The sequence below is a fragment of the Pseudomonas fortuita genome (assembly GCF_026898135.2).
In the GTDB taxonomy this organism is placed as follows: domain Bacteria; phylum Pseudomonadota; class Gammaproteobacteria; order Pseudomonadales; family Pseudomonadaceae; genus Aquipseudomonas; species Aquipseudomonas fortuita.
In genome coordinates, this window is record NZ_CP114035.2 from 4932304 (window position 1) to 4948497 (window position 16194).

At 63.5% G+C, this 16194-nt stretch carries 12 protein-coding genes; 9 read left to right on the forward strand and 3 right to left on the reverse strand.

Annotated features, from left to right (window positions below; all coding sequences use genetic code 11):
* Window positions 1-145: 145 nt before the first annotated feature.
* From OZ911_RS22620 to pdeM, 7 genes are all read left to right on the forward strand, one after another.
* Window positions 146-1486, forward strand: coding sequence for an aminotransferase-like domain-containing protein (locus OZ911_RS22620; RefSeq protein WP_016488757.1), 1341 nt, complete (start codon window positions 146-148; stop codon window positions 1484-1486).
* Window positions 1487-1589: 103 nt separating this feature from the next.
* On the forward strand, window positions 1590-4031 hold the full coding sequence (locus OZ911_RS22625; RefSeq protein WP_070086456.1) for a penicillin acylase family protein: 2442 nt from the start codon (window positions 1590-1592) through the stop codon (window positions 4029-4031).
* Between the two features lie 107 nt (window positions 4032-4138).
* The gene (locus OZ911_RS22630) at window positions 4139-5155 is read left to right on the forward strand and encodes a ligase-associated DNA damage response exonuclease (RefSeq protein WP_016488759.1); all 1017 of its coding nucleotides are present in this window, start codon (window positions 4139-4141) and stop codon (window positions 5153-5155) included.
* Entirely contained in the window at window positions 5152-6810 is a 1659-nt protein-coding gene (locus OZ911_RS22635; RefSeq protein WP_016488760.1) for an ATP-dependent DNA ligase, read from the forward strand. Before OZ911_RS22630 ends, OZ911_RS22635 begins: the two co-directional genes overlap by 4 nt.
* Window positions 6811-6944: 134 nt before the next feature.
* Window positions 6945-8060, forward strand: a complete 1116-nt coding sequence (locus OZ911_RS22640) for a succinylglutamate desuccinylase/aspartoacylase family protein (protein WP_070086455.1) — start codon at window positions 6945-6947, stop codon at window positions 8058-8060.
* A gap of 66 nt (window positions 8061-8126) precedes the next feature.
* Window positions 8127-10589, forward strand: a complete 2463-nt coding sequence (locus OZ911_RS22645; RefSeq protein WP_023048371.1) for a ligase-associated DNA damage response DEXH box helicase — start codon at window positions 8127-8129, stop codon at window positions 10587-10589.
* On the forward strand, window positions 10586-11236 hold the full coding sequence (gene pdeM / locus OZ911_RS22650; RefSeq protein ID WP_023048370.1) for a ligase-associated DNA damage response endonuclease PdeM: 651 nt from the start codon (window positions 10586-10588) through the stop codon (window positions 11234-11236). Before OZ911_RS22645 ends, pdeM begins: the two co-directional genes overlap by 4 nt.
* Window positions 11237-11242: 6 nt before the next feature.
* Here pdeM and OZ911_RS22655 read toward each other — a convergent pair whose 3' ends face one another.
* Together OZ911_RS22655 and dcd are read right to left on the reverse strand one after the other, a co-directional pair.
* The gene (locus OZ911_RS22655; protein WP_016488764.1) at window positions 11243-11470 is read right to left on the reverse strand and encodes a hypothetical protein; all 228 of its coding nucleotides are present in this window, start codon (window positions 11468-11470) and stop codon (window positions 11243-11245) included.
* A 94-nt stretch (window positions 11471-11564) separates the two neighbouring features.
* Window positions 11565-12131 carry a dCTP deaminase gene (gene dcd / locus OZ911_RS22660; protein WP_003258001.1) on the reverse strand — a complete coding sequence of 189 codons (567 nt, stop codon included), beginning with the start codon at window positions 12129-12131 and terminating at the stop codon, window positions 11565-11567.
* A 328-nt stretch (window positions 12132-12459) separates the two neighbouring features.
* Between dcd and OZ911_RS22665 the strand changes: the two genes are divergently transcribed.
* A complete protein-coding gene (locus OZ911_RS22665; RefSeq protein ID WP_016488765.1) occupies window positions 12460-12669 on the forward strand; it encodes a cold-shock protein in 210 nt (69 codons plus the stop codon).
* Between the two features lie 185 nt (window positions 12670-12854).
* On the opposite strand, the gene apbC is transcribed toward OZ911_RS22665, so the two are convergent.
* A complete protein-coding gene (apbC, locus tag OZ911_RS22670; RefSeq protein WP_023048369.1) occupies window positions 12855-13949 on the reverse strand; it encodes an iron-sulfur cluster carrier protein ApbC in 1095 nt (364 codons plus the stop codon).
* A 158-nt stretch (window positions 13950-14107) separates the two neighbouring features.
* On the opposite strand from apbC, the gene metG reads away from it, so the two are divergent.
* Window positions 14108-16147 (forward strand): methionine--tRNA ligase, encoded by a 2040-nt coding sequence (metG, locus tag OZ911_RS22675; protein WP_023048368.1) that lies wholly within the window; start codon window positions 14108-14110, stop codon window positions 16145-16147.
* The last annotated feature ends 47 nt before the right edge of the window (window positions 16148-16194 follow it).

Consider the following 16194-nt stretch of genomic DNA (forward strand, 5'->3'; position numbering starts at 1 on the left):
CACAGACGTTAAAAGTGCCGCCGTTGCTGGCAGCCGAAAGTTCCGACAAGGGGATAGTGGCATGTACTGGCCATTAGCAAACGAACAGTCGACAAGCATTTCCGTTAACTGTTAGGCTTTTTTTTCTAACGGTTTCGGACCTGCCATGAACCCCTGCAGCCTTCATCACCTGTTAAAACAACGCCTGGATGCAGGCGAATGGTTGCCCGGGCAACGCATGCCCTCCATTCGCAAGCTGACAGCAGCGGTCGACTTCAGTTACCACGACGTCGTATCGGCCTATGCCCAGCTGGTCAGCGAAGGTGTATTGACGGCCTCGCCCGGTCGCGGTTACTTCGTCGCAAACCGCACCCGGCAAACCAGCGTGATCCACGAGCCCGAGTGCATGGCCGGAGACCCGCTGTTCCGTCTGCTGCAAGGCGGCCAGCACTACACCAAACTGGGCAGCGGTTGGTTGCCCCCCGCATGGCGGGACACCGAACTGCTGGCCAAGGCGATTCGGCGCACGGCGCGGCTGGAGCAAAGTTCGCTGGCAGAATATGGCGATATCCAGGGTTACCTGCCCATGCGCAAACAGCTGTGTGTGCACATGAAACGGCTGACCCGTGTCGAAGCCCGCCCCAACCAGTTGCTGACGACGCTAGGCGCTACCCAAGGCCTGGACCTGGTCGCCCGCTTGCTGATCAAGCCAGGCGACCACGTTTTCGTCGATGAGCCGGGCAACGGCAACCTGATCAAGCTGATCCAGCTGGCGGGCGGGCACGTTGTCGGCATTCGGCGGACCCAGGACGGGCCGGACGTGGAGGAAATGAGAAGCCACCTGGCCAGGCACAAGGTCAAGGCGTTTTTCTGCAACAGCACCTTCCACAACCCCACCGGCAGCAACATCAGCCCGCACAACGCCTTCAGCGTGCTGCGCCTGGCAGTGGAGCACGAGTTCTACGTGGTCGAGGATGATGTATATGGCGACTTCAGCCCTGCCGTGCGCCAGACATTCGCCGAACTGGACAACCTTGACCGGGTCATCTACATCGGCAGTTTTTCCAAATGCCTGTCCGCCTCGTTACGCGTGGGCTTCATCGCCTGCTCGCAAGACCTGATAGAACCCCTCACCCGCCTGAAACTGCTGACCTGCGTAGCCGTGCCTGCGTTTTGCGAGCGATTCGTCAACACCATATTGTCGGATGGCACCTATGCCCGGCATATGAAGGATGTGCAGCAGCGCCTGATACGGCAACAAGTTCAGACCCAACGCTTGTTGCTTGAGCGCGGTTGGCAGTTCGAGATCGCGCCGCAAGGGGGCATGTTCCTCTGGGTCTATCACCCGGACCTGCCAGACCTGCAACCTCTGGTACGCAAACTGGAGCAGAACAAGATCCTGCTGATGCCCGGCTCTGCGTTCGCAGTCACCCGTGACTACCGGCGCTATGCGCGCATCAACTGCACGCATTTTTCCGACACGCTGGCAGACCACTTCAACGTTTGAGCCTGCGCAGGTAAATAAACCGACATAGGACCTTGCATGGCGCCTGCGCGCTTACTACCTTAGCGCCTTTCGAAACCCGCCTCGCCTTGCAGGAGCCCTTGTCATGGCCGCCCCCGCCTTTCCTCCCTTACGCCTGCGGTTTGCAACCGCCGCAACGCTGCTCGGTATGCTCGGGCTGGCCGGCTGCCAGACGGGCGGCCACCAGGACAGCGTGCCACCGACCAGCGGCGTGCAGCCACTCAAGGGCCTGGCGCAAAACGTCTCGGTGCGCCGCAACGCGATGGGCGCGCCGCTGATCGAAAGCAGCAGCTTCCATGATGCGCTGTTCAGTCTGGGCTATGTGCACGCCGGCGACCGCATCGAACAGATGGTTGCCATGCGCCTGCTCGCCCAGGGTCGCCTGGCCGAACTGGCCGGCAGCGACGCGCTGGACATCGACCGCCTGATGCGCGCTGCCAACCTCAAGCAGAGCGCCGCCCAGCAATACGCCGACGCATCGCCACGGCTCAAGCGCTTCTTCGAAGTGTATGCACGCGGGGTCAACGCCTACCTGTTCCGCTACCGCGACAAGTTGCCGGCCGGTCTGGCCAACAGTGGCTATCGCCCCGAATACTGGAAGCCTGAGGACTCGGCGCTGATCTTCTGCCTGTACGCGTTCAGCCAGTCGGTGAACCTGCAGGAAGAACTGAGCGCCCTGACCCTGGCAGAGAAGGCCGGCAGTGACAAACTGGCCTGGCTGCTGCCCGGCGCCCCGGATGAGCCACTGGCTCAAGGCGAAGTGGACAAGCTCAAGGGCCTGAACCTGGCCAGCCAGCTGCCGGGCCTTCACGCACTGGCGGCCGCCAGCCAGAAACTGGCCGACCTTGGCCTGCTCGGCAGCCCGGGCTCGGCCAACCTGGCGCTGGGGCCGCAGCGCAGCCGCAGTGGCAAGAGCCTGCTGGCCAGCGACAGCCGTGCCGCCTGGGCCCTGAGCCCGGTGCAAATCCACACTGGCAAGTACCAGGTCGCCGGCCTGTCGTTACCCGGCCTGCCAATCGTGCTGGCCGGCTACAACGGCAAGCTGGCCTGGAGCAGCAGCGCCGTGATGGCCGACAACCAGGACTTGTACCTGGAGCAACTGCGACGTCAGGGCAACCAGCTGAGTTACCTGGCCGATGGCAAATGGCTGCCGGCCCGCGCCCGTAGCGAAACCTTCTTTGTCCGTGGCCAGCGCCCGCTGCGCGAGGTGATGTACGACACTCGCCATGGCACCGTGCTGGCCCAACCCGACAACGCCCGCCTGGGCCTGGCGCTGAACCTGCCGCAGTTCAAGGGCGACCGCAGCCTGGATGCGCTGTTTGACCTGACCCGGGCCAAGAACGTGGAGCGCGCCTTCGACAGTACCCGTGAAGTGACTGCTGCTGCCCTCAATTTCGTCTTCGCCGAACCTGAACACATCGGCTGGCAGGTCAGCGGCCGCTACCCCAATCGCCGTGAAGGCCAGGGCCTGCTGCCCTCGCCCGGCTGGGACGGGCGCTATGACTGGGACGGCTATGCCGACCCGATGCTGCACCCCTACGACCAGGACCCACCTGCCGGCTGGATCGGCCACGCCAACCAGCGCAGCCTGCCGCGAGGCTATGGCATGCAGCTGTCCAGCACCTGGTATTACCCGGAACGCGCTGAGCGCCTGGCCCAGCTGGCCGGCAATGGCCGCCACGACAGCCGCAGCCTGATGGCAATGCAGAACGACCAGGTGACCCTGCTGGCCGGCAAGCTCAAGCAGATGTTCGATGCCCCCGGCATGGCCCAGCCACTGAAGCAGGCGATCGATGCGCTGCCCGCCGCCCAGCGCGACAAGGCCAAAGATGCGCTGGCCCGGCTCAAGGCGTTCGACGGCCGTCTGAGCACGGTGTCGGCTGATGCAGCGCTGTATGAGCTGTTCCTTCAGGAAGTGGCACGACAGACGTTCCTCGACGACCTTGGCCCGGAGTCCGGCCCGGCCTGGCAGGCCTTCGTCAACAATGCACGGTTGTCCTTCTCGGCGCAGGCCGATCACTTGCTCGGTCGCGATGACAGCCCGTTCTGGGATGACCGCAGCACCCCGCAGAAAGAAGACAAGCCCACCATCCTCGCCCGCAGCCTGGCTGGCGCGGTGGATGCCGGCACCGCACAACTGGGCGCAGACCGCCGCGCCTGGCAGTGGGGCAAGCTGCACCAATACCGCTGGCCGGCACCGGCCTATCATGGTTTGGGCGATGCCACCAGCCGTTCGCCGCTGGCGGCAGGCGGCGACCTCACTACCCTGGCACTCACGCCGTACGCCTGGGGCAGCGACTTCGACACCCGCCTGCCGGCCTCGGCGCGGATGATCGTCGACTTCGGCCAGGCCGAACCTTTGCAGGTGCTGACCAGCAGCGGGCAGTCGGGCAACCCGGCCAGCGCACATTACAGTGACGGGCTGGATGCGTGGTTCAAAGGGCGCTTCATGAACCTGCCGCTACAGCCGCAGAATTTTGGCAGGGCATATGGCAACCCGCGGCTCACGTTGGTGCCCGGCAAATAAACGCCATCGCCTTTTTCGGGGCTGCTTGGCAGCCCCAACCATTCTCGGTCGAACTTCCTCTCTCCAGCATGGCTCCTAACTGGTAACTCCAAACCGGCGCCCATGCCATGGACCTCGTCATCGCCCGCCCCGAAGGCCTCTACTGCCCGCCCGGTGATTTCTACATAGACCCTTGGCGGCCCGTGGACCGCGCCGTGATCACCCATGGCCACGGTGACCATGCACGCACCGGCAATGGCCATTATCTGACCGCCAGCCCCGGCGCCGGCATCCTGCGTAGCCGCCTGGGCCAAGACATCAACTTGCAGACCCTGCCTTACGGCGAGCGCCTGGTACACCATGGCGTGACCCTGAGCCTGCACCCGGCCGGCCATGTGCTGGGCTCGGCGCAGGTGCGCCTGGAGCATCAGGGCCAAGTCTGGGTCGCCTCAGGTGACTATAAGGTTGAGCCCGATGCCACCTGTACACCCTTCGAACCGGTGCCGTGCCACACCTTCATCACCGAATCCACTTTTGGCCTGCCAATCTACCGCTGGCCCAGCCAGGCCGACATCTTCGCCGGCATCAATGCCTGGTGGCGGGCCAACAGCGAACAGGGCAAGGCCAGCGTGCTGTTTTGCTATGCCTTCGGCAAGGCCCAGCGGATTCTGCATGGGCTGGACCCCAGCCTCGGCCCGATCCTCGTTCATGGCGCCGTCGAACCCCTCAACCGGGTATACCGGGACGCCGGCGTACACCTGCCAGAAACGCGCTATGCCGGCGATATACCGCGCAACGACCCTTTGCTGCGCCAGGCGCTGGTCCTGGCGCCCCCCTCGGCCAGCGGCAGCAGCTGGATGCGCCGCTTCGGCGACTACAGCGATGCGTTCGCCAGTGGCTGGATGCTGCTGCGCGGCACCCGCCGGCGCCGCGGCGTAGACCGGGGCTTCGTGCTCTCGGACCATGCCGACTGGCCCGGCCTGCTGTGGGCCATCGGCCAGACGGGCGCCGAACGGGTGATGGTCACCCACGGCTCGGTCAACGTGCTGGTGCGCTACCTCAACGAGCAAGGCCTTGATGCCCGCGCCTTCGCCACCGAATACGGCGACGAGGACGACGTTATCACTACCGAACCCACACTATGAAAGCCTTCGCCACGTTGTACCTGCGCCTGGATGCGACCACTTCCAGCAACGCCAAGCTAGAGGCGCTGCGCGAGTATTTCGCCAGTGCTCCCGCCGCAGATGCGGCCTGGGCCGTGTACTTTCTGGCCGGCGGACGCCCACGCCAGCTGGTGCCCACTCGCCTGTTGCGCGAACAGGCAATGGCCAGGGCCGGGTTACCGGACTGGCTCTTCGAAGAAAGTTATCAGGCAGTGGGTGACCTGGCCGAAACCATTTCGCTGTTGTTGCCCATCCACGCCGAGGGCAGCGATGAAGGCCTTGCCACCTGGGTGGAGCAGTACTTGCTGCCCCTGCGCGGGCTACCACCAGAGCAGGCTCAACAGCGCCTGCAGCCGCTGTGGGCGCAGCTGGACCGCCCCAGCCTGATGCTGTGCCTGAAACTGATCACTGGCAGTTTTCGCGTAGGCGTGTCCAAGCTGCTGGTCACCCGTGCCCTGGCGCAACTGGCCGGGCTGGACGCCAAACGCGTCGCCCAGCGGATGGTCGGCTACACCGATATCAGCCACCGCCCCACGCCCGCCAGCTATGAAAAGCTGATTGCCGCCGAGTCGGCCGATGAACACAGCCAGCGCGGCGGCCTGCCCTACCCGTTCTTCCTGGCGCACCCGCTGCAAGCGCCAACCGAACAGTTCGACGCACTGCTCGGGCCACCTAGCGCCTGGCAAATCGAGTGGAAATGGGACGGTATCCGCGCCCAGGTGGTCAAACGAGAAGGCCAGCTGTGGGTCTGGTCGCGTGGTGAGGAGCTGGTCACCGATCGCTTCCCCGAGCTGCACAGCCTGGCGCAGACGTTACCCGATGGCGTCGTGCTGGATGGTGAAATCCTGGTATGGAAGCCAGGCGATACCCCCGCTGAACTGGCGGTACAGCCCTTTGCTTTGCTACAGCAGCGCATCGGCCGCAAGACACTGGGCAAGAAATTGCTGAGCGATGCACCGGTGGTACTGCAAGCCTACGACCTGCTGGAGTGGCAAGGCGAGGACTGGCGCAACCGGCCGCAGCACGAACGCCGCCGGCAGCTGGAACAGTTGGTACAAGACCACCCACTGGCCCCGGTGCTGCTTTCGCCCCTGCTCGAAGGCCCCGACTGGGCTGACCTCGCCCGCCAGCGCGAGCAATCACGCAGCCTGGGTGTCGAGGGCCTGATGCTCAAGCAGCGTGAAGCCCTGTACGGCGTGGGGCGCACCAAGGACATGGGCACCTGGTGGAAGTGGAAGATCGACCCGTTCAGCGTCGATGCCGTGCTGATCTACGCCCAGCGCGGCCACGGTCGGCGGGCCAGCCTGTACAGCGACTATACCTTTGCCGTATGGGATGCACCGGCCGGCACACCGGGCCGCGCACTGGTGCCCTTTGCCAAGGCCTACTCCGGCCTCAGTGACGAAGAAATGCGCAAGGTCGACGCCATTATTCGCAAGACCACGGTGGAAACCTTCGGCCCGGTGCGCAGCGTGACGCCGACGCTGGTGTTCGAACTGGGCTTTGAAGGCATCGCTTTATCGAAGCGCCACAAAAGCGGCATCGCCGTGCGCTTTCCACGCATGCTGCGTTGGCGGCTGGACAAGCCGGTGGAAGAGGCGGATGACCTGGCAACCTTGCAGGCATTGCTGGCCTGAGGCAATTCTGGCCCGCGAAGAAGCCAGTGCGATCAACGGAGCGAAAGCGATGCAGGCGCAAGGCCAAAAATTATGCTTCTATCTTTGAGCCGACCCGTGTCGCAGACCGTATTCGCCACGCATCCAGGACCGCCATGCACCATTCAACCCACGACCTGCTCTCACCCGTTCCGGGCATCACCCGCCAACTGCACAGCTTTCACTTCGGCCCCCGTGGTGGCGGCAAGGTCTATATCCAGGCCTCGCTGCACGCCGACGAGCTGCCAGGCATGCTGGTGTCCTGGCACCTCAAACACCGCTTGATGGCACTTGAACAACAGGGCCGCCTGCAGCGTGAAATCGTCCTGGTACCGGTGGCCAACCCGGTCGGCCTGGAACAAGTGCTGCTGGATGCGCCACTGGGGCGCTTCGAACTGCAAAGCGGCGAAAACTTCAACCGCAACTTCGTCGACCTGTCGGACACCATTGGCGACCAGATCGAAACACACCTGACTCAGGACCCGGTGCATAACGTTGCGCTGATTCGCGAATACCTGCGCCGAGGGCTGGAGGCACACCCGGCCCGCACGCCCCTGCAGGCGCAGCGCCTGATCCTGCAGCGCCTGGCCTGCGACGCCGACATGGTGCTGGACCTGCATTGCGATTTCGAGGCGGTCGAGCACCTGTACACCACGCCCGACGCCTGGCAGCAGATCGAGCCGCTGGCCCGCTACCTGGGCGCCCAGGCCAGCCTGCTGGCCACCGACTCGGGCGGGCAGTCGTTCGACGAATGCTTCAGCCTGGTCTGGTGGCAGTTGCAGCAACGCTTCGGCAAGCGCTTCCCTATCCCGCTGGGCTGCTGCTCGGTGACTGTCGAACTGCGTGGCCAGGCCGATGTCAGCCATGACCTGGCCAGCCAGGATTGCCAGGCGATAATCGACTTCCTGACCCACGCGGGTGTTATCGAGGGCACCAGCCCCGCCTTGCCGGCCTTGCTCAACCCCGCCACTGCGCTGGCTGCTGTCGAGCCGGTGTCGACGCCACTGGGCGGTTTGCTGGTGTATCACGCCAAACCAGGGCAGCACCTGGAAGCCGGTCAGTTGATCGCAGAAATCATCGACCCGCTCAGCGACCGGGTGACCGCCGTACGCAACAGCCAGCCAGGCCTGTTGTACGCCCGCAGCGTGCGGCGCATGGCAACCGCGGGCATGGTCATCGCCCATGTGGCCGGCGAGCAGGTATGCCGCAGCGGCTATCTGCTGGGCAACTGATTCGGTAAAACCATTGCCACTGGCGGCTGGTCTGTAGAAGCACAACCTTGGACGGACCACTGCCTCATGCCCACCGCCACTGACCTTGCCAATGCCTGGTTCGCCAAACGCGGCTGGAAGCCGTTCGCTTTCCAGCGACGTGTCTGGGCAGCCGTGGAACGTGGCGAGTCTGGCCTGTTACATGCCAGTACCGGCGCAGGCAAGACCTACGCGGTATGGCTCGCCGCGCTACGTGCGTTCAAGGCCCTGCCACAGGGCCGCCAACCTGTACCTCTGCAGGTGGTATGGGTGACACCCATGCGAGCCCTGGCCGCCGACACTGCCCGTGCCTTGCAAGCGCCCGTTGATGAGCTCGAGCTGCCCTGGAGCATAGGGGTGCGCAGCGGCGACACTGGCAGCGCCGAACGCGCCCGGCAAGCACGGCGCCTGCCCAGTGTACTGGTGACCACCCCCGAAAGCCTCACCTTGCTATTGACCCGGGCACAGGCCCGCGAAGACTTCGCCACGCTGCGCCTGGTGGTGGTGGATGAATGGCACGAACTGCTGGGCAACAAGCGCGGGGTACAACTGCAACTGGCCCTCGCCCGCCTGCGCCGGTGGCACCCCGGGCTGCCCACCTGGGGTCTCTCTGCCACGCTGGGCAACCTGCAACACGCGTTGGAGGTACTCCTGCCACAAGGTGGCCTGCTGGTGCAGGGCCGCCAGGACAAGGCGCTGCAGGTTGATACCCTGCTGCCGGCGGCGATTGACCGCTTCCCCTGGGCCGGGCACATGGGCCTCAAGATGCTCGAGCAGGTCAGCCATGAGATCGACGCCAGTGCCAGTTGCCTGGTATTTACCAACACCCGTGCCCAGGCCGAACTGTGGTACCAGGCCCTGCTTGACGCCCGCCCCGATTGGGCCGGGCTGATTGCCCTGCACCATGCCTCGCTCGCCCGGGACACCCGTGACTGGGTCGAGCGCAGCCTCAAGCAGGGCAGCCTGAAGGCAGTGGTCTGTACGTCCAGCCTGGACCTTGGCGTGGACTTTTTACCGGTGGAGCGGGTGCTGCAGATCGGCTCGGCCAAGGGTATTGCCCGCCTGATGCAGCGGGCCGGTCGCTCCGGTCATGCACCGGGGCGTCGCTCGCGAATAACCCTGGTGCCTACTCACAGCCTGGAACTGGTGGAAGCAGCAGCAGCCCGCCAGGCACTGGCAGCCGGGCACATTGAAGCGCGCTTCTCGCCACGCCTGTGCATGGACGTCCTGGTGCAGCACCTGGTCAGCATGGCCTTGGGCAGTGGTTTTCGCGCAGCACAATTGCTGTCCGAAGTGCGCAGCACCTGGGCGTTCGCCGAGTTGCGCGACAACCAGTGGCAATGGGCATTGGACTTCGTCTGCCACGGCGGAGGCTCACTCAGCGCCTACCCTGATTACCAGCGTGTTGAACGCCAGGAGGACGGCACCTATCGCGTGGCCAGTGAACGCCTGGCGCGCCGTCACCGCATGGGCATCGGCACCATTGTCAGTGATGCCCACCTGCAGTTGAAATACTGGAGCAAGGGCGGCGGGGGCAAAACGCTGGGCAGTGTCGAAGAAGCGTTCATCGCCCGCCTGCGCCCGGGCGATACGCTGGTATTTGGCGGGCGAGTGCTGGAACTGGTACGGGTGGAAAACATGACGGCCTATGTGCGTCGCAGTACTGCGCGCAAGGCTGCGGTGGCGCGCTGGAATGGCGGGCGCATGCCGCTCTCCAGCGAACTGGCCGACGCGCTGGTTGAACAACTCGATGCCGCAGCCCATGAGCGCTTCGAGGGCCCGGAGATGCGCGCGGTGCGCCCGCTGCTGGCGCTACAGGCTCAATGGTCGGCGTTGCCCACGACAGGCACGCTGCTGGCCGAGACGTTCAAATCCCGCCAGGGTTGGCACCTGTTCCTTTACCCGTTTGCCGGGCGCATGGCCAATCTGGGCCTGGCCAACCTGATTGCGTGGCGGGTCAGCCGCGTGCAGCCGCTGTCGGTATCGATTGCCGTCAACGATTATGGGTTCGAGCTGCTCAGCCCTGGCACCGTGGACTGGGCAGCGTACTTGCCGCAGGCGCTTGCTACCGAACACCTGCTGGAGGATGTATTGGCTAGCCTGAATGCGGGAGAAATGGCGTTGCGGCGTTTTCGTGAGATCGCCCAGATCGCCGGGCTGGTTTTTGGCGGATACCCGGCAGCACAGAAAAGTACCCGGCAGATCCAGGCATCCAGTGGGCTGTTCTACGAGGTTTTCCGCAAGCATGACGCTGACAACCTGCTACTGGGCCAGGCGCGGGACGAGGTGCTGAGAGAGGAGCTGGAAATTGACCGGCTGCATCAGCAATTGCTGAAAATGGGCAGCCTGCGCTTGGACCTGCGTATGTTGAAGCGGCCGGGACCGTTGGCATTTGCGTTGCTCGTGGAAGGCATGCGCGAGACGCTGAGCACCGAAAAACTGGCGGACCGGATTGCGCGAATGGTGGCTGAGCTGGAAAGCGCTGCGTCAATGGGCCCGACTGAACCATGAATCATCAGCCCATCACCCACTGTGGCCAAACGCTCTGGCTGCTCCCCGACAAAGCCATCTACTGGCCTGCCCGCCGCGCTCTGCTGGTAGCAGACGTGCACATCGGCAAGGCCGCCAGCTACCGCGCCCTCCATCAGCCGGTACCACGCGGCACCACGCAGGCCACACTCGCGCGGCTTGATAGCCTGCTGGGGGCTTATGACTGTGAGCTGCTGATCATTCTGGGCGATTTTCTGCATGCCCGAACGGCACGCGCCCCGGCGACACTGGCCAAGGTGCATGATTGGCGGGAACGGCATGCAAATCTGCAAATAGTCCTGATACGCGGCAACCATGATCGCAACGCAGGCGATCCCCCCGCTTCGCTGCGCATTGAAGTGCAAGATGAACCTTGGCTATTGGAACCGTTCGCGCTACAGCACGAACCTCAACCACACCCCACCCATCCGGTGCTGGCAGGCCATGTTCACCCGGTCTTCGTCCTGCGCGGCAAGGCTCGCCAACGACTGCGCCTGCCTTGCTTCCTGATCGATGCCCGCGTGAGCCTGCTGCCGGCATTTGGTGAATTCACCGGTGGCTGGGAAATTACGCCAGCCGACGCCAGCAAGATCTACCTGTCTGGCGCGGGGCGCGTCTGGCCGGTGTAAATGCGCTCAGGCGACAGGCGCCGGAGGCGGCTCGTCAGGCAAGGTGGGTTCGCCTGGCTCCGTAAGAGGTGTATCGCCTGGCTGCGGGGGCTGTGGCGTATCGGGACCAGGCTGGTGCGGCACGCCCCCCGCCTGCATCGGCAGCGGGTGCGCCAGCAGTGACCAGGGCAACAACCCGACGTGGTTGGGCTGCAGGCCTGCCAGCTTGGCACTGATTGCGGGATGGAGTTTCATTGGCTGCTCCTGACGTAAGCCGATACGCATCATGCGCATCGGCATTACAGCGTTGGAGTGCCAAAGCCACGGGTAATTCCCCGCGTTTGTCGGTTCAGGTACGTGGCAGGGTAACGCCGCGCTGGCCTTGGTATTTGCCGCCACGGTCCTTGTAGGACACTTCACACTCTTCGTCCGACTGCAGGAACAGCATCTGTGCCACGCCTTCGTTGGCGTAGATTTTCGCCGGCAGCGTGGTGGTGTTGGAGAACTCCAGCGTCACGTGGCCCTCCCACTCGGGCTCGAGCGGGGTGACGTTGACGATGATGCCGCAGCGGGCGTAGGTGCTCTTGCCCAGGCAGATGGTCAGCACGTCACGCGGAATGCGGAAATACTCGACAGTGCGGGCCAGGGCGAAGGAGTTCGGCGGGATGATGCACACGTCGCTCTTGATATCGACAAAGCTGCCGGCGTCGAAGTTTTTGGGGTCGACGGTGGCCGAGTTGATATTGGTGAAAACCTTGAATTCGTCGGCGCAGCGCACGTCGTAGCCGTAGCTGGAAACACCGAAGGAAATGACCCGGCTGTCCTGTTCGCCGCGCACCTGGCGCTCGACGAACGGTTCGATCATGCCGTGTTCCTGCGCCATGCGGCGAATCCACTTGTCCGATTTGATGCTCATGGCGGGGGTGTCCTGAAGAGTTGCGTGGTAAAAATCGTGAGGCGCATCTTACCGGTCCCGGCGCGCAGGTTAAAGTTCTATGCCGCATCCCGCGCCGGGCGGAGGCTGCAGCCGCCGTCGATCCGAATTTGCCTAAAGCTTCTCCAGACCATTGGCAGGTTGCGGAAAGTGGGGTAAGGTGACGCCACTGTGCTGCACGTGACACCGAGAATCTCTAGTTTGATGCACGATCCTGATCGGCCCATCGCTGAATTTTCTGCTCTCTTTGCGCTCAGTCCCGGGCAGGGTTTTTCCTGACCGTTATTAAATTGTCCAAGGAGACAGAAAAATGTCCAATCGCCAATCCGGTACCGTTAAGTGGTTCAACGATGAGAAAGGCTACGGCTTCATCACCCCTCAGTCGGGTGACGACCTGTTCGTGCACTTCAAAGCCATCCAAGCTGACGGCTTCAAAACCCTGAAAGAAGGCCAGGCTGTTACTTTCGTCGCTACCCGCGGCCAGAAAGGCATGCAGGCTGAAGAAGTTCAGATCGCCTAAGTCGATCTCGCTTCCTAGCTTTCAAAAAAACCCGCCTTCTGGCGGGTTTTTTTATGCCTGTGCAGGAGCGGCCTTGTGTCGCGAAAGGGGTGCGAAGCACCCCCAAGATAGGTGATCCAACCACATATTGCCGGGGCCGCTTTGCGGCCCTTTCGCGGCACAAGGCCGCTCCCACAGGAAATGCGTCAGTCTTCGCTGATGGTAATGCTCGGCATCGCCGGTGCGGCTGCTTCCTGCAGTACGATGCGTGCACCCACCTGGCGGGCCAGTTCCTGATAGACCATGGCAATCTGGCTTTCCGGCTCGGCAATCGCCGTGGGCTTACCGCTGTCGGCCTGCTCGCGGATCAGCATCGACAACGGCAGCGAGGCCAGCAGGTCGACGCCATACTGGCTCGCCAGCTTCTCACCACCGCCTTCGCCGAACAGATGCTCGGCATGACCACAGTTTGAACAGATATGCACGGCCATGTTCTCGACCACGCCGAGCACCGGGATGTTGACCTTGCGGAACATCTCCACGCCCTTCTTGGCATCCAGCAACGCCAGGTCCTGCGGAGTGGTGACGATCACAGAGCCGGCCACCGGCACTTTCTGCGCCAGCGTCAGCTGGATATCGCCGGTACCCGGCGGCATGTCGATCACCAGGTAATCCAGGTCGTCCCAGGCGGTTTGGGTCACCAGTTGCAGCAGCGCACCGGAGACCATCGGGCCTCGCCAGACCATCGGCGTGTTGTCGTCGGTGAGGAACGCCATGGACATGACTTCCACACCATGGGCCTTGATCGGCACAAACCACTTCTGCTCACGGATCTGTGGGCGGGTGCCTTCAGCGATACCGAACATCACGCCCTGGCTTGGGCCATAGATGTCGGCATCGAGAATACCCACCCGCGCGCCTTCGCGGGCCAAGGCCAAGGCCAGGTTGGCCGCGGTGGTCGACTTGCCCACCCCACCCTTGCCCGAGGCCACGGCGACGATGTTCTTGACGTTGGCCATGGCCGGTACCTGGGCCTGGGCCTTGTGCGCGGCCACCTGGCAATCGATCGACACCTGGGCGCTGCTGACGCCCTCGAGGTTGCCGATGGCGGTCTGCAGCACCTGGGCCCAGCCGTTCTTGAACAGCCCGGCGGCATACCCCAACTGCAACTGCACGCTGACCTGACCGCCCTGGATATCGATGGCGCGCACGCAACCGGCGCTGACCGGGTCCTGGTTCAGATAAGGGTCGGTGTACTGGCGAAGCACGCCTTCAACGGCGGCACGGGTGACGGCACTCATGGAGACTCCCATTGGCAAACTTGATGTAGAACAGGCGCCTATCCTAACCCGTCAATCGTCAGCAGATGCGCATGCGGGGTGAAATATCTTCGCCAGCCCTTTATAGTGGCCGATCATCCTTATTTTTACCCCGTCGCCAGATAAGTAGCCGAGCCACCATGTCCGAGCCACGTCAGATTCTCGTCACCAGCGCCTTGCCCTATGCCAATGGATCCATCCATCTTGGCCATATGCTCGAGTACATCCAGACAGACATGTGGGTACGCTTCCAGAAAATGCGCGGCAACCAGTGCATCTACGTGTGCGCCGACGACGCTCATGGCTCGGCCATCATGCTGCGCGCCGAAAAAGAAGGCATCACCCCGGAACAGCTGATCGCCAACGTTCAGGCCGAGCACAGCGGCGACTTCGCCGACTTTTTGGTGGAGTTCGACAACTTCCACTCCACCCACAGCGAAGAAAACCGCGAACTGTCGAGCCTGATCTACACGCGCCTGCGTGAAGCCGGGCACATCGCCACCCGTTCGGTAACCCAGTACTTCGACCCGGAAAAGGGCATGTTCCTGGCCGACCGCTTCATCAAGGGCACCTGCCCCAAGTGCGCGGCCGAAGACCAGTACGGCGACAACTGTGAAAAATGCGGCGCGACCTACGCGCCCACCGAGCTGAAGAACCCCAAGTCGGCGATTTCCGGGGCCACCCCGGTACTGCGTGATTCACAGCACTTCTTCTTCAAGCTGCCAGACTTCCAGGCGATGCTGCAGCAGTGGACCCGCAGCGGCACCCTGCAGGACGCCGTGGCCAACAAACTCGCCGAATGGCTGGACTCCGGCCTGCAGGAGTGGGATATCTCACGTGACGCGCCGTACTTCGGCTTCGAAATCCCGGGCGAACCAGGCAAGTACTTCTACGTATGGCTGGACGCGCCAATCGGCTACATGGCCAGCTTCAAGAACCTGTGCGCACGCCGCCCCGAGCTGGACTTCGACGCCTTCTGGAAAGAAGACTCCAAGGCCGAGCTGTACCATTTCATCGGCAAGGACATCGTCAACTTCCACGCCCTGTTCTGGCCCGCCATGCTCGAAGGCGCCGGTTTCCGCAAGCCGACTGCGGTCAACGTGCACGGCTACCTGACCGTAAACGGCGCCAAGATGTCCAAGTCCCGCGGCACCTTCATCAAGGCCCGCACCTACCTTGACCACCTGCAGCCGGAATACCTGCGTTACTACTACGCAGCCAAGCTGGGCCGTGGCGTCGACGACCTGGACCTGAACCTGGAAGACTTCGTGCAGAAGGTCAACTCCGACCTGGTGGGCAAGGTGGTCAACATCGCCAGCCGCTGCGCCGGGTTCATCCACAAAGGCAATGAAGGCGTGATGGTGGCCGGCGATGCCGCACCTGAGCTGACCGAGGCCTTCCTGGCCGCTGCCCCGTCGATCGCCGAAGCCTACGAAGGCCGCGATTTTGGCCGCGCCATGCGCGAGATCATGGCGCTGGCCGACCGCGCCAACGCCTGGATCGCCGACAAAGCACCGTGGTCGCTGGCCAAGCAGGAAGGCAAGCAGGATGAAGTACAGGCCATCTGCGCCCAGGGCATCAACCTGTTCCGTCAGTTGGTGATCTTCCTCAAGCCAGTGCTGCCCGTGCTGGTTGCCGACGCCGAGGCTTTCCTCAACGTTGCCCCGCTGGCCTGGAACGACCACCAGTCGCGCCTGGAAAACCACCAGCTGAACCCGTTCAAGGCACTGATGAGCCGCATCGAACCGGCCAAGGTCGAAGCCATGGTCGCAGCCAGCAAGGAGGACCTGCTGGCCGCCGAAGCCAAGGCCCCGGCGGGTAACGGCGAGCTGAGCAAGGACCCACTGTCGGCAGAAATCGAATTCGACACCTTCGCTGCCGTTGACCTGCGCGTGGCACTGATCGTCAAGGCCGAAGCGGTGGCAGGTGCCGACAAGCTGCTGCAACTGACCCTGGACATCGGTGACGAGCGCCGTAACGTGTTCTCCGGTATCAAGTCGGCTTACCCTGACCCGTCCAAGCTGGAAGGCCGCCTGACCATGATGGTAGCCAACCTCAAGCCACGGAAGATGCGCTTTGGCGTGTCCGAAGGCATGGTCATGGCGGCCGGCCCTGGCGGTGAAGAAATCTACCTGCTGAGCCCGGACAGCGGCGCCAAGCCAGGCCAGCGCATCAAGTAACAGCCCTGCCCCGGCCTTTGTGCCGGGGCAGTTCCCTCTGCGCCTTG